Genomic DNA, 26,214 nt, shown 5'->3' on the forward strand with positions numbered 1-26,214 from the left:
CTGCGCCTGCAGTAAGGGATTGCATGTCCTTCCCCAGTGAACTGGCCCGCCAGTACATCGACGGCGAGTGGCTGACCGGCAACGGTGCGTGGGACATCATTGATTTCAATCCATACAACGGTGAGAAACTCTGCTCGGTCACCGTGGCCACGGCCGCGGAAGTCGACCTCGCCTACCGGGCCGCCGAACGCGCGCAGCGGAAATGGGCGACGACCGGTTCCTACGAACGGCGGGCCGTTCTGGAGAACGCCGTGCGGATCGTCGGGGAACGCGGCGCGGAAATCGTCGAGCTGATCATCGAGGAGCTCGGCGGTACCAGGCAGAGGGCCGAATACGAGGTGCGTGCCGCGCAGGAGTTCCTGCGCGAGGCGGCCGGGCAGGCGATGTGGCGGACGGCGGACCTGTTGCCCTCGGCCGCCGACGGCAAGGAGAACCGGGTCTACCGGGTGCCCGTCGGGGTCGTCGGCGTGATCAGCGCCTTCGACCTCCCCTTCCTGGTCACGATGAAGACCGTCGCCCCCGCGCTCGCGCTCGGCAACGCGGTCGTGGTGAAGCCCCACCAGAACGCGCCGGTCGCCGGCGGGGGGCTGGTCGCCAGCATCTTCGAGGACGCTGGGCTTCCGGCCGGGCTCCTCAACGTGCTCGTCACCGACAGTGCCGAGATAGGCGACTCCTTCATCGAGCACCCGGTGCCCAAGGTGATCTCGTTCACCGGTTCCGACCGGGTGGGCCGTCACGTCGGCGCCGTCGCCGCCGGGCTGTTCAAGCGGACCATCCTCGAACTGGGCGGCAACAGTGCCCTGGTCGTGCTGGAGGACGCCGACCTCGGCCACGCGGTCCAGGCGGCCGTCTACAGCCGGTTCCTGTTCCAGGGGCAGGTCGGCATGGCCGCCAACCGCATCCTGGTGGACCGCTCCGTGGAGAAGGAGTTCACCGAGCGGTTCACCGCAGCGGTGTCCGCCCTCCCGTCGGGGGACCCCCGTGACCCGGACACCCGTATCGGTCCTGTCGTCAGCGCCTTCCAGGCGGAGGCGCTCACCGCGCTGGTCGACGGTGCGATCGAGGCGGGTGCTACCGCGCTCGTGCGGGGGCGCACCCGCGGCAACGTCGTCGAGCCGACGGTGCTCACCGGGCTGCCGGAGGGGTCACCGCTGCTGGAGGAGGAGATCTTCGGTCCCGTGGCGCTGCTCGTGCCCTTCGACGGTGAGGACGAGGCCCTGCGCATCGTCAACGCCGGCCCCCACGGACTGAGCGGCGCGGTGCACACGGCGGACGCCGAGCGGGGCGTGCGGTTCGCCCGGCGTGTCACCGGCGGGATGTTCCATGTGAACGGTCCGACCGTGCAGGACGGTCCGGAGGTCGCTTCCGGGGGCGAGAAGAGCTCCGGCATGGGACGGCTGAACGGAGAGGCCGCGGTGGCGGCCTTCACGACCCGTAAGTGGATCTCGGTGCAGCACGGGCGAACGGTGTTTCCCTTCTGACGGGCCGGATCGAGGCCAGGACCTGACCTGATGGGTCCGTACGTTGACGGTGCAAGAACGCAGGCAGTCGTCACGTCAGGCCGAAGGAAGACATCATGGTCACTCACGTTCCCGCCGAGGCTCCCGGCAACGAGCGGGGCGCGCTCCTCGCCTTCGTCGAGGCGCAGCGCGGTGCGATCCGGCGCTCCGTCCTCGGGCTCACCGAGGAGCAGGCCGCGAGCCGCCCCGGAGTGAGCGAGCTCTCGCTCTCCGGGCTGGTCAAGCACGTCGCCGAGGGCGAGCTGAACTGGCTGCGGATGGCCCAGCGGCGTCCGAACGACAAGGAGCGGAACGCCGACACCTGGGCGGACGGCTTCCGGCTCACGGGCGGCGAGACGATGCCGCAGATGCTGGAGTTCTGGGCCGAGGTCGCCTCGGAGACGGAGGCGTTCATCCGTCATGACGTCGACAGCATGGACGACACCTTCCCGCTGCCCCCGGCGCCCTGGTTCCCCGAGAACGGGCACTGCTCGATGCGCTGGCTGCTGATCCACCTCGTCGAGGAGTTCGGCCGTCACGCGGGCCATGCCGACATCCTCCGCGAGACGCTGGACGGCAGGACGGCCCTCCAGCTCGTGGCCGAGGAGGCGGGCTACTCTGGTCAAAGTTGAGTACAAAGGGTGGGTGGTATGTCGGCGATCCGTCTCCTCGTCCTGGGGGCCGTGCGTCAGCATCGCCGCGCGCACGGCTACCAGGTGCGCAACGACCTGGAGTACTGGGGCGCTCACGAGTGGTCCAACGCCAAGCCCGGATCGGTCTACCACGCGCTCAAGCAGATGGCGAAGCAGGGACTGCTCCTCGCGCATGAGGTCGCCCCGTCCACGGCCGGCGGGCCGCCCCGCACGGAGTACGAGATGACGGACCTCGGTGAACAGGAGTTCTTCACCCTGCTCCGGGCGTCGCTGACGTCGTACGACCAGAGCGTGGACGTGCTCTCGGCCGGCATCGGCTTCATCGTCGACCTGGAGCGGGGCGAGGCGGTGGCGCTCCTGAGGGAGCGCGTCGCGGCCATCGAGGGCTGGCGCGCCTCGGTCACGGAGCACTACACGCCGTCGGAGGGCCCGGAGTCCCTCGGGCACATCGGCGAGATCATGAACATGTGGGTCCACTCGGCCGACGCGGGTGCCGAGTGGACGCGCGGTCTGATCGCCCGTCTCGAAGCGGGGGCGTACACCTTCGCCGGTGAGGGCGACCCCTTCGTCGGGGTGCTCGCCGAGGGTCAGGAGAACCCCTACGCCACCGGTGTGCCCGATCCTGGGGATGCCCGCTAATCAAGTTTGACTAAAGAGCTCGGCGGGTTTACCTTCGGCTCGCTAGTCAAGTTTGACTAAGTGCCTGAGAGGCTGGTGAGCACGTGAACGACGCAATCGTCGTCGAGGGTGTGCACAAGCGGTACGGAGAGAAGCGAGCCCTGGACGGCCTCGGCTTCGCCGTCCGCAGGGGGACGGTGCACGGCGTGCTCGGCCCCAACGGGGCGGGCAAGACCACAGCCGTCCGGGTGCTGACGACCCTGCTGCGGCACGACGGCGGCCGGGCGGAAGTGGCGGGCTTCGACGTACGGTCCCAGGCCGCCGAGGTCAGGCGGCGGATCGGACTGCTCGGCCAGCACGCGGCGGTGGACGAGAAGCTCGGCGGCCGGCAGAACCTGGAGATGTTCGGCCGGCTGTACCACCTGGGGGCCCGCAGGGCGGGCCTGCGGGCCGACGAACTGCTGGAGCGTTTCGGGCTCGTGGACACCGGGCGCAAGGCGGTCGAGCGGTACAGCGGGGGCATGCGGCGCCGTCTCGATCTGGCCGCGTCCCTGATCACCGACCCGGAGGTCCTCTTCCTGGACGAACCCACGACCGGCCTCGACCCGCGGGGGCGCGCCGAGGTGTGGAACGCGGTGCGGTCACTGACGGCGGGCGGCACCACGGTCCTGCTGACCACGCAGTACCTGGAGGAGGCGGACCAGCTGGCCGACCGGATCTCGGTCGTCGACGGCGGCCGTGTCATCGCCGAGGGCACGGCCGACCGGCTCAAGGAGATGGTCGGCGGCGACCGCGTCGACGTGGTGCTGCGCGACGCGGACCGGCTCGGCGAGGCGGCCGTACTGCTCGGCGAGGGGGTGACCGTGGACGTGGACCGGCGGCTGCTCGGCGCACCCGCCCCGGACCGCATGCGGGCCCTGACCCGGACCGTACGGGCACTGGAGGAGGCGGGCATCGAGGCGGAGGACATCGCGGTGCGCCGGCCCACGCTGGACGAGGTGTTCCTGTCCCTCACCGGGTCCGGCGCGGGCGGATCCACGCGCGACGGCGGGACCCGCGCACCCGCGGGAACGGAGGTGGCGGCATGAGTACGGCGACGGCGGGACCGGGACGCGTCGGCTGGGCGCTGACCGACTCCTGGACGATGACCCGGCGCGAACTGGCGCACTGGGCGCGGCAGCCGGTCCAGGTGGTCGTCGGCCTGGTCTTCCCGGTGATGCTGCTCCTGATGTTCAACTACCTGGTCGGCGGCGGGCGGGGGGTCGACGGGGACAACACCGAGTTCCTGGTGCCCGGCATGCTCGCGCTCACCATGGCCTTCGGGCTCGAGGGCACGATGCTGGCCGTCACCCAGGACCTGAACAAGGGGGTCGTCGACCGGTTCCGCTCCATGCCGATGGTCTCGGGAGCCGTCCTGGTCGGGCGTAGCGTCGCCGACATGCTCCAGTCGGTGGCGGCGCTCGCCGTGATGACCGGAGTCGGGTACGCCCTCGGCTGGCGCTGGCACAACGGCACGGCCGCCGCTCTGGGAGCGCTGGGACTGCTGCTCCTGCTGCGGTTCGCGATGCTGTGGATCGGCATCCAGCTCGCGATGGTGGCGGGCAGGCCGGAGATGGTGCAGGCCGTGCAGATCCTGGTCTGGCCGGTGGGCTTCCTCTCCAACGTCTTCGCTTCACCCGAGTCGATGCCGGGCCCGCTGGGCGCCGTCGTCGAGTGGAACCCGATGTCGGCCACGGCGACGGCGGTACGCGGCCTTTTCGGCAACCCGGGCGGAGCCTCAGGCTCCTGGGCCGCCGAACACGCCGGACTCCTCGCCGTGCTCTGGCCGGTGGCGCTGATCGCGGTGTTCTTCCCTCTGGCGGTACGGAGGTTCGCGCGGCTCAGCAGGTGACACCGCCCCCGGGGTTCAGTGGTGGAACGCCGTCTGGACCCCGGGCTCCCGGTGCAGCGGGTGCTGCTGGGCGCGCAGTTCGGGCAGCAGCCCGCGCAGGTCGTCCAGCAGCAGCTCCGCGAGGTCCGACGAGAAGCCGTTGCGGCAGACGACCCGCAGCACCGAGAGGTCCTGGCGGTTGGCGGGGAAGGTGTACGCGGGCACCAGCCAGCCTCGCTCCCGCAGCCGCCTCGACACGTCGAAGACGTCGTACGCCCGCACCTCGGGCTTCGTCGTCACCGCGAACACCGGGAGTTCGTCGCCGCGGGTCAGGAGCCTGAAGTCCTCCAGGGCCTCGAACTCCACGGCGAGCCGGCGCGCGATGTCCCGGGAGGCCTGCTGCACGGCCCGGTAGCCCTCCCGGCCCAGCCGCAGGAACGTGTAGTACTGCGCGACCACCTGTGCGCCGGGCCGGGAGAAGTTCAACGCGAAGGTCGGCATGTCGCCACCCAGGTAGTTGACCCGGAACACCAGCTCCTCCGGCAGCTCGGCCGGGGAACGCCACAGCGCCCAGCCCACACCCGGGTAGACCAGGCCGTACTTGTGCCCGGACGTGTTGATCGAGGACACCCGGGGCAGCCGGAAGTCCCAGACCAGGTCCGGGTCGAGGAACGGGGCGATCATCGCCCCGGACGCGCCGTCCACATGGACGGGGATGTCGAGCCCGGTGCGCTCCTGGAGGTCGTCCAGCGCCGCGCAGAGGTCGGCGACCGGCTCGTAGGAACCGTCGAAGGTGGACCCGAGGATCCCGACCACACCGATGGTGTTCTCGTCGCACAGCTCGGCCGCCGCCTGCGGGTCCAGGTGGAAGCGCTCACCGTCCATCGGGACCTGGCGCGGCTCCACCTCCCAGAACGTGCAGAACTTCTCCCAGCAGACCTGCACGTTGACGCCCATCACCAGGTTGGGCCGCGCGGTCGCCGGATAACGGTCGGTGTTCCTCGCCGACCAGCGCCGCTTCAGTGCCATCCCCGCCAGCATGCAGGCCTCGCTGGAGCCCGTCGTCGAACAGCCCACCGTGGATGCCGGGTCGGGTGCGTTCCAGAGGTCGGCGAGCATCGCCACGCAGCGCCGTTCCAGCTCGGCGGTGCGGGGGTACTCGTCCTTGTCGATCATGTTCTTGTCCCGGCACTCGGCCATCAGCACACCGGCCTGGGGCTCCATCCAGGTGGTGACGAAGGTGGCGAGGTTGAGCCGGGAGTTCCCGTCGAGCATCAGCTCGTCGTGGACGAGCCGGTAGGCGGTCGACGGCGGCAGCGGGTCGTCCGGGAGCCGGTGCGTCGGCGGTGCCGCGATCATGGGCGCGGTCGGGTCGGCCTCCCCGAAGAACGGGTTCAGGGCGAGTCTGCGGTGTTCCTCGGACGGGGCGGCCTTGCCGTGCCGTCCCTGGTGGAGTGCCATCGTGAGCTGTCCCCTCAGTCCTCTGCCGCGAGTCCGGCCTTGACGGCCCGGGTGAACTTCACGACGCGTTCGGCCTGGACACGTGCGGCGGTCAGGGTCTGCTCGGCGACAGGGATGTCGCCCTGGCCCGAGACATGGGAGGTGCCGTACGGGTTGCCGTCGACGAACTTCGAGGGGTCCGTGTAGCCGGGCGGCACCAGGATTCCGCCGAAGTGGTAGATCGTGTTGTACAGCGCCAGCAGGGTGGACTCCTGTCCGCCGTGGGTCGTGCTGCTGGCGGTGAAGCCGCTGTAGACCTTGTCGGCGAGCTGTCCCGCCTGCCAGAGCCCGCCCAGCGTGTCGAGGAACTGCTTGAGCTGGGCCGTGACGTTGCCGTACCGGGTCGGCGTACCGAAGATCACCGCGTCCGCCCAGACCATGTCGTCCGGCGAGACCTCGGGGATGTCGGCGGTCGCCCGTGCGTGCTCGGCCCAGGCCGGATTGGAGTCGATCGCCGCCTGGGGGGCGAGCTCGGCGGCCTTGCGCAGCCGCATGTGCGCTCCGGCGCTCTCGACGTATCCGGCCATGGCCTTGGCGATCGTGGAGATCGTGCCGGTGGAGGAGTAGTAGATGACGGCGACGTTGACGGACGTGGGCATGCGGGAACCTCCGGGGGCGTGGACGAGGGCGGGCCGTCGGGGAGCAGGCGGGGGACGGGAGAGCGGGGGCGCGCGGATCAGGAATTGCTGATCACGGCGGCCGTTCCGTACGCGCAGACCTCGGTGCCCACGTCCGCCGCCTCGCTCACGTCGAAGCGCATCATCAGCACCGCGTTCGCGCCGCGGGCCCTGGCCTGGTCGACCAGCCGCTCCATCGCCTGGTTGCGGGTCTCGACCAGCGTCTTGGTGAGTCCTTTGAGCTCACCGCCGATCATCGACTTCAGACCGGCGCCGATCTGGCTGCCGAGGTGGCGGGAGCGGACCGTGAGTCCGAACACCTCGCCGATGACCTCGGTCACCTGGTAGCCGGGAACGTCGTTCGTGGTGACGACCAGGACGTCCGCCCGGGGTGTCTGTCCGCCCCCGTAGTCCTCAATGCCCATGATGTGGCACCTCCTGCGGAAAGCTTTGCCCCGGTTCGTTCCGTGCGCATCCTCGCTTACGCCAGTGGAACCCAGGCGTCCGCCGCGGCGTTGATAGCTTGGGGCGGCCACGCAGCCGCGCACACCGACCAACCCTGGAGCCCGGACCCTTGAATACGCTTGCGCTCGGCCCGAGCTGGCTGGACCCGGATTATCTGCTCAACACCTTCGGGCTGCCCGGCCTCCTGCTCATCGTGTTCGCCGAGTCCGGACTGCTGATCGGGTTCTTCCTGCCCGGCGACTCCCTGTTGTTCACCACGGGCCTCCTGGTGACGACCGGCGACCTCAAGTACCCCCTGTGGCTGGTCTGCGTCCTGGTCGCCCTGGCGGCGATCATCGGCGACCAGGTCGGCTATCTCTTCGGCCGCAAGGTGGGACCGGCGCTCTTCAAACGCCCGGACTCCCGTCTCTTCAAGCAGGAGAACGTCGAGAAGGCCCACGAGTTCTTCGAGAAGTACGGACCGAAGTCCCTGGTGCTGGCCCGCTTCGTCCCCATCGTCCGCACGTTCACGCCGATCATCGCCGGTGTGAGCCGGATGGACTACCGCTCCTTCATCACGTTCAACATCATCGGCGGCATCCTCTGGGGTGTCGGCGTGACGCTGCTCGGGGCGGCCCTCGGCAAGATCGCCTTCGTGCACGAGAACATCGAGATGATCCTCATCCTGATCGTGCTGATCTCCGTGGTGCCGATCCTGATCGAGTTCCTGAGGGCCCGCAGCAAGTCGAAGAAGGAACGCGCCGCGCGGCAGGGCGACGACCACGGCCCCTCGGACGGCGGCCCCTCGGCGGGCCCGCACGGCGGAGCGGGCGAGGACGGCCAGGGCCCCGCCGCCCACCAGCACACCGGTGACCGGGCGGCCCCGTACGGCGGCGCCCCCTACGACAGCCGGTACGGCACCGATCAGGGCGGCCAGTACGCCGGCGGCCAGGGCGCCCAGTACGGTGACGGCCCGTACGGCGGTGCTCAGGTGGGCCCGTACGGCGGCCAGGCAGGTCAGTACGGCGGTGCTCAGGCGGGGCCGTACGGCGGCCAGGCAGGTCAGTACGGTCAGGGCGGTCAGCAGCAGGGCGGCGCCGGGTACGGCGGCCAGGACACTCCGTACGGCGGCCGGTACGCCGGTGGCCAGGACACCAGGTACACCGCACCCCAGGGAGGCGGGCAGTACGGCGCGGCGGACCAGGATGGTCGGTACGGCGCGGGCCAGGGCCAGTACGGGGCCGGGCAGGGCGGTCAGTACGGCGGTGACCAGGGCGCCCAGTACCCCGCGGGTCAGTACGGCGCAGGGCAGCACGGCGCCTCGGACCAGGGCGGACAGTACGGCGCGGCTCAGGGTCAGTACGGCGCGGGCCAGTACGGCGCCTCGGACCAGGGCGGACAGTACGGCGCGGCTCAGGGTCAGTACGGCGCGGGCCAGTACGGCGCCGCGGACCAGGGCGGACAGTACGGCGCCGCTCAGGGTCAGTACGGCGGCGCCCGGCCCGCTCAGCAGCCCCCTCAGCCCTCTCAGTACACGGACGGCGGCTCCTACGACGACCGGCCCGCGGCCCGCCCGGGCGACGGCCAGGAGGACGACCCGGGTCAGTACGGCTGGCAGGACAGGCGCTGATCCACCGCGCACGCGCCGACGGCGCCCCGGTTCCCGTGTGGGGACCGGGGCGCCGTTCGTCCGTCAGAAGCCGCGGGTCCGCTTGGCGGCACGGCGGGACGGGCCCTCGACCGCGCCCGGCACCCGCATGAAGAGGCGCGAGATCTCGCTCCCCAGGTTGACCCCGATGGCGATCGCCAGCGCCGTGGCGACAGCGGTGAAGAGCGACGTGAGCCCGGCGTCCACCTCGTTCTGCGCCACGCCCAGCAGTCCGAAGTAGGTCGCCGAACCGGGCAGCAGCGGGCCGATCGCGGCCGTGATGTACGGCAGCGACGACGTGTAGCGGTACCGCGAGAACAACTGGCCGAACAGCCCGACCAGACCCGCGGCGACGGCCGTGGCCGCCACGGGGGAGATGCCGCCGGTGCGGGCCATCGCGCCGTAGATGATCCAGGCCACCCCGCCGTTGAGTGTCACCGCGAGGACCGTGGAACGTTCCTGCTGGAGCAGGATGGCGAAGGCCAGGGTGAGGGCCATCGAGGCCAGGATCTGGAGTACCGGCCGGTCGTTGGGTACGAACCGCGCCTCCGGGTTCAGCTGTGCGCCGAGCTGGACCCCCAGGTAGAGCATCAGCAGCACACCCGCGACGATGCCGATGAAGAAGTACATGACTTCCAGGAGCCGGGCTCCCGCGGTGATGTAGTAGCCGGTCAGACCGTCCTGCACCCCGGCGACGAGGGCCCGCCCGGGAAGCAGCGCGAACAGACCACCGGTGATCACCGCGGAGGGCCGCACATCCGTCGAGTGGGTGAGGGTCAGCGCGATGCCCATCGCGGCCGGCGGCATGGCCGCGACCGTGAACTGGTAGAACTCGGGCAGTCCGCGGCCGGCGCAGAGCCAGGCCAGCCGGTCGCCGAGCATCGCACCCGCCGCCGCCACGATGAAGACCAGCGCACCACCACCGACCAGCACCGATGCCGAACCCGCGAGCAGGCCGGCCGCGGCCGTCAGCACCCAGCCGGGGTACGGGTGCCGGTTACGCCGGATCTCGGCCAGGCGCCGGTAGGCCTCCTCCAGCGAGACCTCGACGTGCTCCGCCGAGGTGATGTCGTCGATGAGCCGGAACACGGCGGCCAGCCGGGTGTAGTCGGTGCCCCGGCGGCGCACGGTACGGCTGGCGGTGATGGGGTCGTCGACCAGGGACGGCTGGTGCGAGATGGACAGCAGCGTGAACGTGACCGTCGGCTCGCAGCGGTCCAGCCCGTACGAACGCGACACGGCGAACATGGCCGCCTCGACGTCCTCGGCGCCCTCGCCGCCCGCGAGCAGCAGCTCACCGATACGGAGCGTCAGGTCGAGCACACGCGGTACGGCGGGCCCGGAGTCGTCGGTCTTCTGCACCATCTCGGGTGCCGGCCGTTCGAACACCGGCATCCGGAGCATCGTGCGCATCCGGTCCTGCCAGGGGGCCTCCTTGGTCAGCCGGACCATCGGAATGCCGTGCGCGGGGGTGAACGCGGGTGGCTGGTGCTGCGCGTTGTACCCGCTCGGTGGAACGAACGCGGACGACAGCGTGTCGGACCCCGGGCCGTACCCCGATCCGGAAGCGGAACCCTGACCCGTGTCCGAGGACGCCGACGGGTCGCTGTGCAGGCCGGCCGGAAGCGCGAACTCCGATGTGGGGTGGTCGTCCTCCTGCGGAGCCGTCGGCTGCTCGACTCCGGCAGGCGGGACGAACGCGCTGTGCGCCTCGTCGGACTGGGGCTTCTGGTCCTCGGGACCGCCCTGTTCCGCCACCACTCGACCTCGTTCCTCCTCGACCGCCCGTCACGGGAGCGCTTCTGCCCAGTATGAGCACGGACATGGGCACCACACGCAACGGGCGGCGCACCGGTGAAGGTGCGCCGCCCGTCGTCCGTACGGTCAGCTGAGCCGGTCGGCCCCGTGCGCCGCGATCCACGTCGTCCCGCTCACAAGCGGAAGCCGGAGGAACTGCGTCAGTGCTTGTCGCCCTGCGCCTCGAGGCGCTTGTAGGAGGCCTCGATCTCTGCCTCGGCCTCGGTGCGGCCGACCCAGTCGGCGCCCTCGACGGACTTGCCGGGCTCGAGGTCCTTGTAGACCTCGAAGAAGTGCTGGATCTCCAGGCGGTCGAACTCCGACACGTGGTGGATGTCGCGCAGGTGCTCCACCCGGGGGTCGGACGCCGGGACGCACAGCAGCTTGTCGTCGCCGCCGGCCTCGTCGGTCATCCGGAACATGCCGATGGCGCGGCACTTGATGAGGCAGCCGGGGAACGTCGGCTCCTCGAGGATGACCAGCGCGTCCAGCGGGTCGCCGTCCTCGCCGAGGGTGTTCTCGACGAAACCGTAGTCCGCCGGGTAGCTGGTCGAGGTGAAGAGTCGACGGTCCAGACGGATCCGACCGGTCTCGTGGTCCACCTCGTACTTGTTCCGCGAACCCTTCGGGATCTCGATAACGACGTCGAACTCCACGGGTGGCTCCTCCATGATCAACACATACGACTGATGGTTAAGTGTCCCTCACGCAGACGAGTGCTCGCGAAAGGGGCTGGTCAACGGTGGCCGAGCCGGTGCAGAGACCGACGGAGGAACCGCTGAGCAGATGGGGCGGGTGGAAAGCCCCGGAGTACCTGAAGCTCGGGAGCGGTTCGGGGAACCGCCGGCTCGTCGCAGGCTCCGCGGTGCTCGGCCTGGTGGTCGCCGCCGGCGCCGTCCTGGCCGCCGGTCCCTGGGACTCCGGTCAGCGTAAGGCCGAGCGCGACCGGGCGGCCGTCCAGCAGCGCGCAGGTGGCGCACATCACGAAGGGAACGCGCCCGACGGGCCGGAACCCGCCCCCAGCGCGCCCGCCGTCCTGAGTGCCCTCGGCGCCACCGCGGGCCTCACCCCGGCAGGCGCGAGCGGGCTGAAGGGCGTCCTCGACCCCCTGCTGGACACACCCGCACTCGGCTCCGTGCGCACCGCCGTCGTCGTCGACGCGGCCACAGGGAAGCAGTTGTACGCGCGGGGCGCCACCACTCCCATGACCCCCGCGTCCACGGTGAAGATCGCCACGACCGCCGCCGCGCTCTCCGCGCTCGGCCCCGCCCACCGCATCGCGACGACGGTCGTGCTCTCACCGGACTCCAGGACGCTCACCCTCGTGGGCGGCGGAGACCCCACGCTCGACGAGGCCGCCCTGCGCTCCCTGGCCGCCGACACGGCGCGCTCGCTGCGGGACGGCGGCACCGGACGCGTACGGCTGGCGTACGACACCTCGCGCTACTCGGGGCCCGCCCGCCACCCCATCGGCCCCAACGAGAACATCGCGCCGATGAGCGCGCTCATGGCCGACGAGGGCCGCCTGGACGGGAGCGACCGGGGGCCGGCCCTCCGTAGCGGCGATCCCGCGGGTGACGCCGCGCGCAGCTTCGCGGAGCTGCTCGGCGACGCCGGTGCGGCCACCCACGCCCCCGTGTCCGGGAAGGCCGCCAAGGGATCGAGGACGGTGGCGACGCACTGGTCGAAGCCGCTCTCCGCGCTGGTCGAACGGGCCCTGACCAACAGTGACAACGACATCGCCGAGGCCCTGGCCCGGCAGACCGCGCTGAAGGCCGGGGAGCCCGCGTCCTTCGCCGGCAGCCGCCGCGCGGTCACCGCTCAGCTGCAGACGCTCGGCATGCCGCTGGCCGGGGCCTGGCTCGCGGACGGCAGTGGACTCGACCGTGCGGACAAGGTGAGCGCGGGCCTCCTCGCCCGGCTGCTCGCGCTCGCCGCCGGACCGGACCACCCCGAGCTGCGCCCCGTGCTCACCGGCCTCCCGGTCGCCGGATTCAGCGGCACGCTCGGTGACCGCTACACCGCGACCTCGCCGGCGACCGGCCTGATCAGGGCCAAGACCGGCACCCTCACCGGGGTGAACAGCCTCGCCGGGACCACGGTCGACGCACAGGGCCGGCTCCTGGCCTTCGCGTTCCTGGCCTCGGGCACCACTTCCCCTGCCGAGGCGGAGGCGTCGCTGGACACCCTGGCCACCACTCTCACCAAAGGCACACGGTGACCGGCTGACACCCCACCATGGGGCGACCACCTCACGTACGGTTGACGCATGACGAGCATCGGTGGTGCCGAGATGGTCGACTGGAATCTCGCGGTCGCGACCGCGACCCGGTTCGTGCGGCCGGGTCCCGAGATCAGCCGTGAGGAGGCCCGTGCCGTCGTCGCGGAACTCCGGCGGCATGCCAAGGCATCCGAGGAGCACGTCCGTTCGTTCACCCGAATGATCCCGGACGGGCACGAACCCGAGGACACCCCGGTCCTGGTCGTCGACCGGGCCGGCTGGATCAGGGCCAACGTCGCGGGCTTCCGTGAACTGCTGGGCCCCCTGCTCGGGAAGATGCAGGACCGCCGCGGCAGCGGCCCCGGAAACGCCGTGCTGGGCGCGGTCGGCGGCAAGGTGACCGGCGTCGAACTGGGCATGCTGCTGTCGTTCCTGGCGTCCAGGGTCCTCGGACAGTACGAGACCTTCGCCCCCGCCACCCGTGAGCTGCCCGCGTCCTCGAAGGGAGGGGGCAGGCTGCTGCTGGTCGCCCCCAACATCGTCCACGTCGAGCGGGAACTCGAGGTCGACCCGCACGACTTCAGGCTCTGGGTGGCGCTCCACGAGGAGACGCACCGCACCCAGTTCACCGGGGTTCCCTGGCTCCGCGACCATCTGCGGGGCGAAATCCAGTCGTTCCTCGACGAGACCGACGTCGACCCGATGACCGTGCTCGAACGCCTCCGCGAGGCGGCGCAGGCCTTCTCGGGCGGCAGTCGTCCCGAGGGTGAACGGGGTGAGGAGGGCGACGACGGGGGGCGCAGCCTCGTCGAGATCGTCCAGACGCCCGCCCAGCGCGAGATCCTGGGCCGGCTCACCGCCGTGATGTCCCTGCTCGAAGGGCACGCCGATTTCGTGATGGACGGTGTGGGCCCCGACGTGGTGGCCTCCGTCGCCGAGATCCGGGAGAAGTTCCAGCGGCGCAGGGCGCGCGGCGCGAGCCGGCTGGACCTGGCGCTGCGCAGGCTCCTGGGGCTCGACGCCAAGCTGCGGCAGTACCGCGACGGCGAGAAGTTCGTCCGGGCCGTGGTGGACGAGGTGGGTATGGACGGTTTCAACCGGGTGTGGACCTCCCCCAACACCCTTCCCACCAAGGCTGAGATCGCCGCACCGGCGGACTGGGTGGCGCGGGTGCACCGTAAGTCGGATTCGTGATCCTGGCCGGTCCGGTGGCAGAGGATTGCCCCGCCAATCACCCATCCGAGGGACCGTAGGGGCATGGGAAGGCGTGCAATGCTCGATGGACGGCTTGGCTCTGTCACCATCGACGCACTCTGAGTGATGGGACTCCGTCCCATCCGCTCGGAGGCACCCCCCAAAACTTCACCCGAAGGGCACCGGACATGGGTCCCCATCCTGCGGTCGCGGCGATACGCCTGGCGGTCCGCCGCGTACTCCACGACGTCGTCACCGAACACAACCGTCACACCGAACAGGCGGGACACGCCGCGTTCGCCGAAGCCGGCGCGGGCGCCCGGCGGTCCGCGCTCCCCGAGCGGCCGGACACCCCGCTGGTGCTCGTCGCCTGCTCCGGGGGCGCCGACTCCATGGCTCTCGCCTCCGCCCTCGCCTTCGAGTCGCGCAAGCTGCCCGTCCGCGCCGGCGGCATCACCGTCGACCACAACCTCCAGCCCGGCTCCGGACTCCGTGCCGACGAGGTCGTGGCGCGCCTCGCCGAGATGCGACTCGACCCGGTCGAGGCCGTCGCTGTACGGGTCGGCCGCGACGGCGGGCCCGAGGCCGCCGCCCGTGACGCCCGCTACGCGGCCCTGGACGACGCGGCGGAGCGCCACGGCGCCGCCGCCGTGCTCCTCGGTCACACCCGCGACGACCAGGCCGAGACGGTTCTGCTGGGCCTCGCACGCGGCTCCGGCATCCGCTCGCTCTCCGGGATGGCAGCCGCCTCAGGCCCCGCCGGCCGCTACCGCCGCCCGTTGCTCCAGCTCGACCGGCAGACCGCCCGCAAGGCCTGTCTGGTCCAGTCGATCCCCGTCTGGGACGACCCCCACAACATCGATCCCGCCTACACCCGCTCCCGGCTCCGCCACGAAGGCCTGCCCGCCCTGGAGAAGGCCCTCGGTAAAGGCGTGGTGGAGGCACTCGCCCGTACGGCCCAGCTCTCCCGCGACGACGCCGACGCCCTCGACACCTGGGCCGCCGAGGCCGCCCGCTCGGTCCTGGACGACGCCGGGCACCTGGAATGCGTCAAGCTCTCCGTGCTGCCGCCCGCGGTTCGCCGCCGGGTGCTGCGCCGGGCCGTGATCGACGCCGGGTCCCCCGCGGGTTCGCTCTTCGCCCGCCACATCGAGGAAGTCGACCGGCTCATCACCGGCTGGCGGGGCCAGGGGGCCATCAACCTGCCCGGCCGCGTCGAGGTCCGGCGGCAGGGTGGCAGACTGGTGATTCGGCAGAGCTGAAGCGCAAGCGGCTGACATGCAGGCGAAACGCCGGTCCGGCCCGGGGAAGAGTCCGGTCCGGCAGGGCAGAGAAAGAGACGCGGGTGAACGAGAAGGACATGGGCACCGACCTTCAGTCGGTGCTCCTCACCAAGGAAGAGATCGACGCGAAGCTCGCCGAGCTCGCAGCGAAGATCGACGCGGAGTACGCGGGCAAGGACCTGCTCATCGTCGGCGTGCTCAAGGGCGCGGTGATGGTCATGGCGGACCTGGCCCGGGCCCTGTCCACCCCCGTCACCATGGACTGGATGGCCGTCTCGTCGTACGGCGCAGGCACCCAGTCCTCGGGCGTCGTCCGGATCCTCAAGGACCTCGACACCGACATCAAGGGCAAGCACGTCCTGATCGTCGAGGACATCATCGACTCCGGTCTGACGCTGTCCTGGCTGCTGACCAACCTGGGCTCGCGTGAACCCGCGAGCCTGGAGGTCTGCACGCTGCTCCGCAAGCCGGACGCGGCGAAGGTCGCGATCGACGTGAAGTGGGTCGGCTTCGACATCCCCAACGAATTCGTCGTCGGCTACGGACTCGACTACGCCGAGAAGTACCGCAACCTCCCCTTCGTCGGTACGCTCGCGCCTCACGTCTACGGCGGTTGAGGTAACAGCCCCGGCAGGACCGGCCGAACCCGGCCGGACTCCCGGGAACCCTCGTGGTGTTCCCGCCGTTGGAGCCTTCGAGGGCGGGTTTGCCAGACGTCCCCTGCGGTCACGGGTGACAATGCTGGGGTACCGTCCGAAGCACAGTCTTTTCTCACAGCAGCATTTACCTACGGGCAGGAGGGACGGGGCGACTTCGCTCCGTATGGATGGACGTGAAGCGATACTTCCGTGGGCCGGTCATGTGGATCGTGCTGGCCGTCCTCGCCGTGGTCGTGTTGATGCAGGTCGTCGGCTCGTCCGGCGGCTACAAGACGGTGGACACCGGCAAGGTGATCCAGGCGATCAGCAAGAACCAGGTGGAGCAGGCCAAGCTGACCACCGGTGACGAACAGATCCTTAAGATCGAGCTGAAGGACAAGCAGAAGCTCGACGGCGAGTCCGGCAGCAAGTTCCAGGCGAGCTACATCGGCAACCAGGGTGTCGAGCTCGCCGACACACTGCAGAAGAAGTTCGAGAGCGGTGACATCGAGAAGGGTTACACCGTCTCGCCGTCGAAGCAGTCCCCGTTCGTCTCGATCCTTCTCTCGCTGCTGCCCTTCGTCCTGATCGTGGTCGTGTTCCTGTTTCTGATGAATCAGATGCAGGGCGGCGGCTCCAAGGTCATGCAGTTCGGCAAGTCCAAGGCCAAGCTGATCACCAAGGACACGCCGAAGACGACGTTCGCCGATGTGGCGGGGTCGGACGAGGCCGTCGAGGAACTGTACGAGATCAAGGAATTCCTCCAGGAGCCGGCGAAGTTCCAGGCCGTCGGCGCCAAGATCCCGAAGGGCGTCCTGCTGTACGGGCCGCCCGGCACGGGTAAGACGCTGCTCGCTCGCGCGGTCGCGGGCGAGGCGGGCGTCCCGTTCTACTCGATCTCCGGTTCCGACTTCGTCGAGATGTTCGTCGGTGTCGGCGCCTCCCGTGTCCGTGACCTCTTCGAGCAGGCCAAGGCGAACGCTCCGGCGATCGTCTTCGTCGACGAGATCGACGCCGTCGGACGGCACCGCGGTGCGGGCATGGGCGGCGGTCACGACGAGCGTGAGCAGACGCTCAACCAGTTGCTCGTCGAGATGGACGGCTTCGACGTGAAGGGCGGCGTCATCCTGATCGCCGCCACGAACCGGCCGGACATCCTGGACCCGGCGCTGCTGCGTCCGGGGCGCTTCGACCGGCAGATCGCCGTCGACCGGCCGGACATGCAGGGCCGCCTCGAGATCCTCAAGGTGCACCAGAAGGGCAAGCCGGTCGCGGAGGACGTCGACCTCAACGCCGTCGCCCGTCGTACGCCCGGCTTCACCGGTGCCGACCTGTCGAACGTGCTGAACGAAGCGGCGCTCCTCACGGCGCGCAGCAACAAGAAGCTGATCGACAACCACATGCTCGACGAGGCCATCGACCGCGTCGTGGCGGGACCGCAGAAGCGGACCCGGATCATGTCCGAGAAGGAAAAGAAGATCACCGCGTACCACGAGGGCGGACACGCCCTGGTCGCGGCGGCCTCACCCCAGTCGGACCCGGTCCACAAGATCACGATCCTCTCCCGCGGACGCGCCCTCGGTTACACGATGGTGCTCCCGGAGGAGGACAAGTACTCCACGACGCGCAACGAGATGCTCGACCAGCTGGCGTACATGCTGGGCGGGCGCGCGGCCGAGGAGCTGGTCTTCCACGACCCGACGACCGGTGCTGCGAACGACATCGAGAAGGCCACTGCCACGGCCCGCGCGATGGTCACGCAGTACGGCATGACCGAGCGTCTCGGCGCGATCAAGTTCGGCGGGGACAACACCGAGCCGTTCGTGGGCCGGGAGATGGGCCATCAGCGCGACTACTCGGAAGAGGTCGCGGCGCTCGTCGACGAGGAGGTCAAGAAGCTCATCGAGACCGCGCACAACGACGCGTGGGAGATTCTCGTCGAGAACCGCGACATCCTCGACGCCCTGGTCCTGGAGCTCCTCGAGAAGGAGACGCTCGGCAAGGAGCAGATCGCCGAGATCTTCGCCCCGATCGTGAAGCGCCCGGCTCGCCCGGCGTGGACCGGATCAGCCCGGCGCACTCCGTCCACGCGTCCGCCCGTGCTCTCTCCCAAGGAGCTCGCTCTCACCAACGGCTCCGCCAACGGTTCGGGCACCCCGGAGATCGCGCCGACGGACATGACGAAGAACAACGGCACGTCCACGGAGGCACTCCCCGAGGACCGGCCCGAGAGCTGACCCCTGCCCGACCCGGTGTGGCCCCTGTCACGGGGGCTCCACCAGGCCCGGAATGGATGCCGCGCCCCCCAGGTTCTAGCCTGTGGGGGCGCGGCTTTTTCGTATGCCTGCGCTGTGCCTGCCGTAATTCCGTGAGGGCCGGGCGGGTCCGCGCATGTGACTGCACAGAGGAACGAGGCACAGAATGACCGACCCGGTGACGCTCGACGGGCAGGCTTCGATCGGCGTTTTCGACGAGAAGCGGGCCGAGTCCGCCGTTCGGGAACTCCTCATCGCCGTCGGTGAGGACCCCGACCGCGAGGGCCTGCGCGAGACGCCGGGCCGAGTGGCACGTGCGTACAAGGAGATATTCGCGGGCCTCCACCAGGAGCCCGAGGACGTCCTGACGACGACGTTCGACCTCGGTCACGACGAGATGGTGCTGGTCAAGGACATCGAGGTGTTCAGTACGTGTGAGCACCACCTGGTCCCGTTCCGCGGGGTCGCGCACGTGGGCTACATCCCGGCGACCAGCGGCAAGATCACCGGCCTCTCGAAGCTTGCGCGGCTGGTCGACGTCTATGCCAGGCGGCCGCAGGTCCAGGAGCGGCTCACCACGCAGATCGCCGAGTCCCTGATGGCGATCCTGGAGCCGCGCGGGGTCATCGTGGTCGTCGAGTGCGAGCACATGTGCATGTCCATGAGGGGCATCCGCAAGCCCGGAGCGAAGACGCTCACGTCCGCGGTCCGCGGGCAGCTACGTGATTCGGCCACGCGTGCGGAGGCCATGAGCCTCATCATGGCGCGCTGACCTGGCGGGACCGGACAGCCGGGGCCTCTGGCGCCCGAGCGGTCCGGGCCCGGTGGCGGCAGCGCCGCGTTCGTGTGGCGGGCGCGTCGGTGGATCTCATGGGCCGGCCGCTCGGATTGCCTCTCAGGCGGCCTGTGCCGTGTTCCGCTCGTCGTCCCCGTCGTCCGGAAGCTTGCAGACCCGCTCGAGGAAGACGGCGGCGGCCACGACCGCGACGCCGGCCAGGACGGCGCTGCCCGCGTAGATGGCCTGATCCCTGCGGGGCGGGACATCCAGGAGGCTGAGCAGGAAGACACAGGTGCCGCCGTACATCCCGGCGACCAGCGCGGCGACCAGTGCGCTGGCCTGGCCGAAGACCACTGCGCGCGCGGCCATCATCGGCTCCACGCCCTTCGCCCCGGGGCGCCGCTCCCGCTGGGCGCGCAGCCGCGCCCGGACGGACAGCGCCGTCGCGAGCAGGACGACGGCGATCACGGCCAGCACGATGGGTGCGGCGAGCGGCACGCTCGGCAGCGTCCCCAGAGCGTCCCAGAGGCGGGCCGCGCCCCAGGACAGGACGCCGGCTCCGGCGAAGAGTCCGGCCAGGAGGCCGAGCCGTAGTTGCTTCACCGAGAGTGCCGCCCTTCGTCGCCGTTGCCCGTGTCGCCGCCCGCGGGCGGTCGTCCTTGAGCCTAACGACTACTCGGGGAGACGGAGTTCCAGGTCGGGCCGGGGAAGCACCCCGTCGCGGCCGACAGCGGCCAGCAGGTCGGCGACCGGGCCGACGCCGGGCAGCAGGGCGTCCGGGTCCACGTCGTGCCAGGGTGCGAGCACGAAGGCGCGCTCGCGGGCGCGCGGGTGCGGAAGGGTCAGCAGCGGGTCGTCGGAGACCACGTCGGCGTACGACACGATGTCGACGTCGATCGTGCGCGGTCCCCAGCGCTCCTCGCGGACCCGGTCGAAGGCCTCCTCGATGGCCTGGCCGCGCTCCAGCAGGGACGAGGGGGGCAGGGTCGTCTTCACGACGACCACCGCGTTGAAGTACGAGGGCTGGGAGCCGGGGTCGACGCCCCAGGGCTCCGTCTCGTAGACCGGGGAGACCGCTTTGACCCGGAGGCCGGGGGTGTCCTCCAGGGCGTCGACGGCCCCCTGGATCGTCTCGAGGCGGTTGCCCAGGTTGGAGCCGAGGGAGATCACGGCCCGTTTGGGGTTGGAGAGGGTGACGTCCGCCGCGTCGACCTGCTCGACCACGGCTGCGGGAACCGGCTGTACGGTCGGGTCGCTCTGCCCCTCGGTGGAAAATGCAGTCATGCTCGGCTCCGGATGATGGTGATGGTCACGTCGTCGAACGGGACGGTGATGGGGGCGTCCGGCTTGTGGACGACGACCTCGATCTCCTGGACCCCTTCGTGCTTGAGGCACTGCTGCGCGATGCGTTCCGCGAGCGTCTCGATCAGATCGACCGGCTCACCCTTGATGACGTCGACGACCTCTTCCGCGACCACGCCGTAGTGAACGGTCTTCGACAGGTCGTCGGCGGCTGCCGCGGGGCGGGTGTCGAGACCGAGCACCAGGTCGACGATGAAGGTCTGGCCCTCTTCCCGTTCCCTGGGGAAGACACCGTGGTGCCCACGGGCCTTGAGGCCGCGCAGCGCGACACGATCCACGCGAATCACTCCTGCTGTTCGTCGTCTCCTGAGGCACCCGGCCGCGTGCGGGCGGTGAGGGTGCCGTCTTTCGAATCTACCCGCGAGCACCGACAGCACCCGCCCGCGGGGGCGAGGACCGGCCCGGCAGGGGGTTGGAAGCCGCGTATACCCCGTGACCGGGGAGCCCAATCCCCGCGATCCGTCCCGTCCGCTCAGACGGTCGGTTCCTCGTCCTCGTCCTCACCGGTTTCCGCCAGGACGGGTGATCCGTGGTGGGACCAGAGTTTCCAGCCGTCCGGTGTGCGCCGGAACACGTTGGTGGCGACGACCAGCTGGCCCACGAGCGGCCCCAGGGAGCTGCCCTCTTCCGCGGGACCCCCGCTGAGGATGTTCTCGGTACAGGTCACCAGGGCGGTGTCCCCGGTCATCGAGACCCCGACATCGGTCAGGAAGAACTGGATGTACTCGGTGTTCGCCATGATCAGCGCGTAGCTCCGCAGCACCTCGCCGCGGCCCGTGAGCACGGGCCAGCCCGGGTGGACGCAGGAGACGGTGAGGTCCTCGCCGGGCAGCCACAGGCCCGAGAGCCCGTCGAGGTCGCCGCGCTCCATCGCCTCGTAGAAGGCGGTGTTCGCCTGCTCGACCGCGGCGATGTCCGCCGCCGCCTCCTCGTGCTCGTCGCGCGCGGCGCTCATGCGGCTCCCTCGACGGCCCGGGCGACCCGGACCGCGTCCGCCGTCGGCCGTACCGCGTGCACCCGGACCGCCCAGGCGCCGGCGGCGGCGGAGAGGGCGGAGACCGCGGCCGTCGCGGCGTCCCGCTCACGGGCCGGCGGGGGTGCCGCGCCCTCGGCGGCCAGGACGTGGCCGAGGAACCTCTTGCGGGAGGCGGCGACGAGCAGGGGCCTGCCCAGATCGCGCAGCCGGTCGAGGTGGGCGACGAGCGCGAGGTCCTGAGAGGCGTCCTTGGCGAAGCCGAGCCCGGGATCGATCACCAGCCGCTCGGGGGCGACCCCGCCCTCGATCACCGCCTCCATGCGTGCGCGGAGTTCGGCGACGACCTCTCCGACGACGTCGCCGTAGACCGCCCGGCTGTTCATCGACTCGCTGAAACCGCGCCAGTGCATGACGACGAACGGCACTGCGGCGTCGGCGACGACCGGGATCATGCCCGGGTCGGCGAGGCCGCCGCTCACGTCGTTGACCAGGGCCGCACCGGCGGCGACGGACTGTTCGGCGACGACGGCGCGCATGGTGTCCACGGAGACGGTGACGCCCTCGGAGGCCAGCCCCCGCACGACGGGGATCACGCGTCGCAGTTCCTCGGTCTCGTCCACCCTGCTCGCGCCCGGGCGGGTCGACTCGCCGCCGACATCGATCAGGTCCGCACCTTCGGCCACCAGTTCGAGGCCGTGCTTGATCGCTGCCGTGGTGTCGAACCAGTGACCTCCGTCGGAGAAGGAGTCGGGCGTCACATTGACGACTCCCATGACCGCGCAGCGGTCCCATTCCGGCAGACCCCTCACCGTGCCCCGCCCTCGCAACGTACTCATGCGACCAGCCTAGGCCCGGTGAGGGGGAGGTCGGGCCGCCCCGCGTGGTGACCGTCAGCGGTCGCGGCGACGGGCCGGCCGGGCACCACGCCCGCGGGCGGACCCCGTAGGGCCGCCGGAGCCCCCGGGATCCGCTCGCGTCCGTTCGGCCGGATGGCGGTGCCGGCGGACCACGATCAGCGGGAGGCGACGCCCGCGACGGTCTCCACGGCGACGTCGGCACGCGGCACGTCCTGCGCGTCCGCGTCGATCGAGCGGCGCAGTGCCTCGTGGAGGCGGGCCGGGGTGAGTACGCCCAGGAACCGGCCCGCGCCCTCCTCGTCGATGACGGCGATCCAGCCCGCGTCGTGCTGCAGCATCGTGGCGAAGGCCTGCTTGAGCGGCGCGCCGAGCGGGAGCCAGGCCTCCATGCGCCGGGCGTGCTCACGGACCGTGCCCCCGGCCGACGTCCCGTCGCCCGTCCTTCCGTCGCCCGCCGGGATCCAGCCGTGCAGGTTGTCCTGGCCGTCCAGGACGACCGCCCAGCGTGCGCCGTCGGCCCTGAGCCGTGCGGTCGCCTTCGCCAGCGGGTCGTCGAGATGGACGACCGGCGGCTGGTCCAGGTCGCTCTCCTCGATGGGCGTGACCGAGAGCCGCTTCAGCCCGCGGTCCGCCCCGACGAAGTCGGCGACGTACGGCGTCGCGGGAGCCCCGAGCACCGTGGCCGGGGTGTCGAACTGCTCGATGCGTCCATGCCCGTACACGGCGATCCGGTCGCCGAGACGTACGGCCTCCTCGATGTCATGGGTGACGAAGAGGACGGTCTTGCGGACCTGCGCCTGCAGTTTCAGGAATTCGTTCTGCAGCCTTTCCCGTACGACCGGATCGACCGCGCCGAAAGGCTCGTCCATCAGCAGCACCGGCGGGTCGGCTGCCAGGGCCCGTGCCACACCCACGCGCTGGCGCTGACCGCCGGAAAGCTGCTCGGGATAGCGGCCGCCATATACGGAAGGATCGAGTCCGACCAGATCGAGCAGTTCGGCCGCACGCTTCCTGCCCTTTTCCCTTCCCCAGCCCAGGAGATGGGGGACGGTCGCCGTGTTCTCCAGGACCGTCTTGTGCGGGAAGAGACCCACCTGCTGGATCACATAGCCGATACGGCGGCGGAGCCGGACGGGGTCGATGGCCGATATGTCGTCCCCGTCGAGAAATATCCTGCCGTCGGTCGGTTCGGTCAGACGGTTCACCATTTTCATGGTGGTCGTCTTGCCGCAGCCGGAAGGCCCGACGAGCGTGACCAGTTCACCCTCGGCGACCTCGAAGGAAAGGTCGTCGACGGCGGTGGTGCCGTCCTCGTACCGCTTGGTGACGTGCTCGAAACGGATCATGATTCCCCATTGTGACGCGGGTCCTGTGAAGGCCATGTTGCCGGAATACGACAGCCTCGGCGATTGTCGGTGGTCGGGGATAGGGTCTCCCAGGACCGGACCCGGGACGGCATCGCGACGGAAACAGGAGGTGGGGGCGGATGGCCGGACAGAACTGCCTGGTGGCGAACGACTGGATCTGCGGGGAGTATCTGCGCTCCCGCAGCCATGAGTTGACCGAGGCGACCGTCCAGCACATCTGGATCACGGCGGTTTCCGTACTGATAGGGCTCGCGGTGGCATTCCCGCTCGCGCTGCTCGCCCGCCGCGGCCGGCATTTCGCGGGTCCGGTGCTGGGCCTGACCACCGTGCTCTACACCGTGCCGTCCCTGGCGATGTTCTCACTGCTGCTGCCGCTCTTCGGGCTGTCCGCCGCGCTCGTGGTCACCGGCCTGGTGCTCTACTCGCTGACCATCCTCGTACGCAACATCCTGGCGGGCCTCGAAGCGGTTCCGCAGGAGGCCAGGGAGGCCGCGACGGGCATGGGGTACGGGCCGGTCCGCCTCCTCTGGGAGGTCGAACTCCCCCTCGCGCTGCCCGCGCTGATGGCCGGCCTTCGGATCGCCACCGTGTCGACGGTGGCGCTGACGACGGTCGGCTCCCTCGTCGGCAAGGGCGGGCTCGGCAATCTCATCGAGGACGCGCTGCCGAGCTTCTTCAAGGCCCAGGTGCTCACCGCGGCCGTGCTCTGCGTGCTGCTCGCGGTGGGGGCGGACCTGCTGCTGCTCGGGGTGCAACGCATGCTCACCCCCTGGACCCGCATACGGACGCCCGCAGGGGCGCCCGGCGGTCCGGGCATCGCGAAGACGGAGGCCGGCTGATCCATGGGAGTCATAGGGGAGGCCTGGACCTGGCTCACCACCGGCGCCAACTGGTCGGGGGACGGCGGGGCGGCACACCGGCTGGCCGAGCACCTGTACGTCAGCGGGATCGCACTCGCGGTGGCGTGTGTCATCGCCCTGCCCGTCGCGCTGTACCTCGGGCACGTGGGCAAGGGGGGCGGCCTCGCCGTCAACATCTCCAACGTGGGCCGGGCGGTCCCGGTGTTCGCGGTGCTGGCCCTCTTCATGATGACGCCGCTGCGCAACGCCGGTTATCTGCCCACGGTCGTCGCGCTCGTGCTCTTCGCCGTGCCCCCGCTGCTGACCAACGCCTACGTCGGCATGACGGAGGTGGACCGGTCGGTGCTGGAGGCCGCGCGCGGCATGGGGATGTCGGGCTCGCAGCTCTTCGTGCGGGTCGAACTCCCCCTCGCCTACCCGATGATCATGACCGGCCTCCGGTCCGCCGCCGTGCAGGTGATCGCCACCGCCTCGATCGCGGCGATGGTCGGCCTCGGCGGCCTGGGCCGGATCATCACCGCGGGCTTCAACACCTACGACACCGCCCAGGTCTTCGCCGGCGCCGTGCTGGTCGCCCTCCTGGCCCTGGTGGTGGAGGGCGTCCTGGTGGCGCTGGACCGGCTGCTGTCACCCCTGCGCCGGCGCGGGGCCGTATGAGCGCGCGAACCCTCGGACTGTGCACACCATTTTTTCGCGGACGGAGAACAACATGAGCAGGACCTCGCGCATAGCGGGTGCGGTCATCGGAGCGGTCGTGCTGGCGGGCTCGCTCGCGGCGTGCGGCGGCGACAGCCTGGAGAAGGAGAAGGGCGGCTCGGACGATGCCGCAGGCTCCGGCAAGGGCGCGCTCGTCGTGGGCGCCGCCGGCTTCACCGAGTCCAAGGTGCTCGCCGAGCTGTACGCCCAGGTTCTGGGCGACGCCGGGTACGACACCTCGATCACCACGGTGAAGAACCGCGAACTGTACGAGCCCTCGCTGGAGAAGGGCGAGATCGACGTAGTCCCCGAATACGCCGCGACCCTCGCGGAATTCCTCAACGCCAAGGTCAACGGTGCGGACGGGGCGGCGAAGAAGCCGGTCGCCTCGGGTGACGTGGCGGCCACCGTCACCGCTCTGGAGAAGCTCGCCGGCCCGCTCGGGCTGAAGGTCCTTCCGGCGGGCGAGGCGGTCGACCAGAACGCCTTCGCGGTGTCGAAGGAATTCGCCGACAAGAACAGCCTCACGACGCTTTCCGATCTCGGCGAGTCGAAGATCAAGGTGAAGATCGCCGCGGGCGACGAGTGCGAGGTGCGCCCGTTCTGCGCGCCCGGGCTGAAGAAGACGTACGGCATCGACGTCACCGGAATCGACCCCAAGGGCGTCGGTACGCCGCAGTCGAAGCAGGCCGTCAAGGACGGCAAGGACCAGTTGGTCCTCACGACCACGACGGACGCGGTGCTCGACTCCTACGGGCTGGTGTTCCTCGACGACGACAAGAAGCTCCAGAACGCGGACAACGTTCTTCCGGTTCTCAATGCCAAGGACGCGGGCGCGCCGGAGATCGCCGAGGCGCTCGGGAAGCTCACCGAGGTACTGAGTACCCAGGACCTCGCGGAACTGAACCGCAAGGTCGACGCGGAGCGCGCCAAGCCCGCCGATGCGGCAGGTGACTATCTCCGGTCGAAGGGGCTGATCAAGAAGTAGAAAGGCGCGTCCGAGGGGTACTTGAGAGGCCGCCAGGTAACCGGCGGGGAACAGATTGCCGGGTGGTCTCCCAAGTGGCCCGTACGCACGGTA

Annotated in this window: 26 protein-coding genes; 15 read left to right on the top strand and 11 right to left on the bottom strand. The window is 70.3% G+C overall.

The features are described 5' to 3' along the window. Positions 1-23: 23 nt before the first annotated feature. The 5 genes from LWJ43_RS17700 to LWJ43_RS17720 all read left to right on the top strand — a co-directional run bounded on the left by LWJ43_RS17700 (position 24) and on the right by LWJ43_RS17720 (position 4,661). Entirely contained in the window at positions 24-1,481 is a 1,458-nt protein-coding gene (locus LWJ43_RS17700; protein ID WP_277333205.1) for an aldehyde dehydrogenase family protein, read from the top strand. A 95-nt stretch (positions 1,482-1,576) separates the two neighbouring features. Then, a complete protein-coding gene (locus LWJ43_RS17705; RefSeq protein WP_277333206.1) occupies positions 1,577-2,131 on the top strand; it encodes a DinB family protein in 555 nt (184 codons plus the stop codon). 18 nt (positions 2,132-2,149) lie between these two features. Continuing rightward, positions 2,150-2,791: a PadR family transcriptional regulator gene (locus LWJ43_RS17710; protein WP_277333207.1), complete on the top strand. Its 642-nt coding sequence runs from the start codon at positions 2,150-2,152 to the stop codon at positions 2,789-2,791. An 83-nt stretch (positions 2,792-2,874) separates the two neighbouring features. Continuing rightward, positions 2,875-3,858, top strand: a complete 984-nt coding sequence (locus LWJ43_RS17715; protein WP_277333208.1) for an ATP-binding cassette domain-containing protein — start codon at positions 2,875-2,877, stop codon at positions 3,856-3,858. Next, a complete protein-coding gene (locus tag LWJ43_RS17720; protein ID WP_277333209.1) occupies positions 3,855-4,661 on the top strand; it encodes an ABC transporter permease in 807 nt (268 codons plus the stop codon). Before LWJ43_RS17715 ends, LWJ43_RS17720 begins: the two co-directional genes overlap by 4 nt. A 15-nt stretch (positions 4,662-4,676) precedes the next feature. Here LWJ43_RS17720 and LWJ43_RS17725 read toward each other — a convergent pair whose 3' ends face one another. The 3 genes from LWJ43_RS17725 to LWJ43_RS17735 form a co-directional block, all read right to left on the bottom strand. Next, the gene (locus LWJ43_RS17725) at positions 4,677-6,101 is read right to left on the bottom strand and encodes a glutamate decarboxylase (protein WP_277333210.1); all 1,425 of its coding nucleotides are present in this window, start codon (positions 6,099-6,101) and stop codon (positions 4,677-4,679) included. Positions 6,102-6,115: 14 nt separating this feature from the next. Beyond that, complete coding sequence (gene wrbA, locus LWJ43_RS17730) at positions 6,116-6,739, bottom strand: NAD(P)H:quinone oxidoreductase type IV (RefSeq protein WP_277333211.1); 624 nt, start codon at positions 6,737-6,739, stop codon at positions 6,116-6,118. Between the two features lie 77 nt (positions 6,740-6,816). Continuing rightward, complete coding sequence (locus tag LWJ43_RS17735; protein WP_277333212.1) at positions 6,817-7,182, bottom strand: YbjQ family protein; 366 nt, start codon at positions 7,180-7,182, stop codon at positions 6,817-6,819. Positions 7,183-7,331: 149 nt separating this feature from the next. Between LWJ43_RS17735 and LWJ43_RS17740 the strand changes: the two genes are divergently transcribed. Beyond that, positions 7,332-8,831 carry a DedA family protein gene (locus LWJ43_RS17740; RefSeq protein ID WP_277333213.1) on the top strand — a complete coding sequence of 500 codons (1,500 nt, stop codon included), beginning with the start codon at positions 7,332-7,334 and terminating at the stop codon, positions 8,829-8,831. Positions 8,832-8,894: 63 nt separating this feature from the next. Here LWJ43_RS17740 and LWJ43_RS17745 read toward each other — a convergent pair whose 3' ends face one another. Then, entirely contained in the window at positions 8,895-10,610 is a 1,716-nt protein-coding gene (locus LWJ43_RS17745) for a threonine/serine exporter family protein (protein ID WP_277333214.1), read from the bottom strand. A 197-nt stretch (positions 10,611-10,807) separates the two neighbouring features. Continuing rightward, complete coding sequence (locus LWJ43_RS17750; RefSeq protein WP_277333215.1) at positions 10,808-11,302, bottom strand: inorganic diphosphatase; 495 nt, start codon at positions 11,300-11,302, stop codon at positions 10,808-10,810. Positions 11,303-11,388: 86 nt separating this feature from the next. Here LWJ43_RS17750 and dacB point away from each other — a divergent pair, with 86 nt between their 5' ends. From dacB to folE, 6 genes are all read left to right on the top strand, one after another. Continuing rightward, positions 11,389-12,867, top strand: coding sequence for a D-alanyl-D-alanine carboxypeptidase/D-alanyl-D-alanine endopeptidase (gene dacB, locus LWJ43_RS17755; protein ID WP_277333216.1), 1,479 nt, complete (start codon positions 11,389-11,391; stop codon positions 12,865-12,867). Between the two features lie 48 nt (positions 12,868-12,915). Then, a complete protein-coding gene (locus LWJ43_RS17760; RefSeq protein ID WP_277333217.1) occupies positions 12,916-14,061 on the top strand; it encodes a zinc-dependent metalloprotease in 1,146 nt (381 codons plus the stop codon). Between the two features lie 188 nt (positions 14,062-14,249). Then, positions 14,250-15,323: a tRNA lysidine(34) synthetase TilS gene (gene tilS, locus LWJ43_RS17765; RefSeq protein WP_277333218.1), complete on the top strand. Its 1,074-nt coding sequence runs from the start codon at positions 14,250-14,252 to the stop codon at positions 15,321-15,323. Between the two features lie 98 nt (positions 15,324-15,421). After that, the gene (hpt, locus tag LWJ43_RS17770; RefSeq protein WP_277335916.1) at positions 15,422-15,961 is read left to right on the top strand and encodes a hypoxanthine phosphoribosyltransferase; all 540 of its coding nucleotides are present in this window, start codon (positions 15,422-15,424) and stop codon (positions 15,959-15,961) included. Positions 15,962-16,170: 209 nt separating this feature from the next. After that, complete coding sequence (ftsH, locus tag LWJ43_RS17775; protein ID WP_277333219.1) at positions 16,171-18,219, top strand: ATP-dependent zinc metalloprotease FtsH; 2,049 nt, start codon at positions 16,171-16,173, stop codon at positions 18,217-18,219. 184 nt (positions 18,220-18,403) lie between these two features. Continuing rightward, positions 18,404-19,009: a GTP cyclohydrolase I FolE gene (gene folE / locus LWJ43_RS17780; RefSeq protein ID WP_277333220.1), complete on the top strand. Its 606-nt coding sequence runs from the start codon at positions 18,404-18,406 to the stop codon at positions 19,007-19,009. A 123-nt stretch (positions 19,010-19,132) separates the two neighbouring features. On the opposite strand, the gene LWJ43_RS17785 is transcribed toward folE, so the two are convergent. From LWJ43_RS17785 to LWJ43_RS17810, 6 genes are all read right to left on the bottom strand, one after another. Next, positions 19,133-19,618 carry a DUF3180 domain-containing protein gene (locus tag LWJ43_RS17785; RefSeq protein WP_277333221.1) on the bottom strand — a complete coding sequence of 162 codons (486 nt, stop codon included), beginning with the start codon at positions 19,616-19,618 and terminating at the stop codon, positions 19,133-19,135. 69 nt (positions 19,619-19,687) lie between these two features. Next, a complete protein-coding gene (gene folK / locus LWJ43_RS17790) occupies positions 19,688-20,299 on the bottom strand; it encodes a 2-amino-4-hydroxy-6-hydroxymethyldihydropteridine diphosphokinase (RefSeq protein ID WP_277333222.1) in 612 nt (203 codons plus the stop codon). After that, positions 20,296-20,655, bottom strand: coding sequence for a dihydroneopterin aldolase (folB, locus tag LWJ43_RS17795; RefSeq protein ID WP_277333223.1), 360 nt, complete (start codon positions 20,653-20,655; stop codon positions 20,296-20,298). The genes folK and folB overlap by 4 nt, the downstream gene beginning before the upstream one ends. A 194-nt stretch (positions 20,656-20,849) precedes the next feature. After that, the gene (locus LWJ43_RS17800) at positions 20,850-21,332 is read right to left on the bottom strand and encodes a nuclear transport factor 2 family protein (protein WP_277333224.1); all 483 of its coding nucleotides are present in this window, start codon (positions 21,330-21,332) and stop codon (positions 20,850-20,852) included. Then, the gene (gene folP / locus LWJ43_RS17805; RefSeq protein WP_277333225.1) at positions 21,329-22,189 is read right to left on the bottom strand and encodes a dihydropteroate synthase; all 861 of its coding nucleotides are present in this window, start codon (positions 22,187-22,189) and stop codon (positions 21,329-21,331) included. Before folP ends, LWJ43_RS17800 begins: the two co-directional genes overlap by 4 nt. A gap of 176 nt (positions 22,190-22,365) precedes the next feature. Then, positions 22,366-23,556 carry an ABC transporter ATP-binding protein gene (locus LWJ43_RS17810; RefSeq protein ID WP_277333226.1) on the bottom strand — a complete coding sequence of 397 codons (1,191 nt, stop codon included), beginning with the start codon at positions 23,554-23,556 and terminating at the stop codon, positions 22,366-22,368. A 140-nt stretch (positions 23,557-23,696) separates the two neighbouring features. Between LWJ43_RS17810 and LWJ43_RS17815 the strand changes: the two genes are divergently transcribed. The 3 genes from LWJ43_RS17815 to LWJ43_RS17825 are packed head-to-tail and all read left to right on the top strand — an operon-like array spanning position 23,697 to position 26,121. Continuing rightward, positions 23,697-24,416, top strand: coding sequence for an ABC transporter permease (locus tag LWJ43_RS17815; protein ID WP_277333227.1), 720 nt, complete (start codon positions 23,697-23,699; stop codon positions 24,414-24,416). Between the two features lie 3 nt (positions 24,417-24,419). Then, on the top strand, positions 24,420-25,094 hold the full coding sequence (locus LWJ43_RS17820) for an ABC transporter permease (protein ID WP_277333228.1): 675 nt from the start codon (positions 24,420-24,422) through the stop codon (positions 25,092-25,094). Between the two features lie 52 nt (positions 25,095-25,146). Next, positions 25,147-26,121, top strand: a complete 975-nt coding sequence (locus LWJ43_RS17825; RefSeq protein WP_277333229.1) for an ABC transporter substrate-binding protein — start codon at positions 25,147-25,149, stop codon at positions 26,119-26,121. Positions 26,122-26,214 lie beyond the last annotated feature (93 nt).

It is taken from the genome of Streptomyces sp. JH34, from assembly GCF_029428875.1.
Classification (GTDB): Bacteria; Actinomycetota; Actinomycetes; order Streptomycetales; family Streptomycetaceae; genus Streptomyces.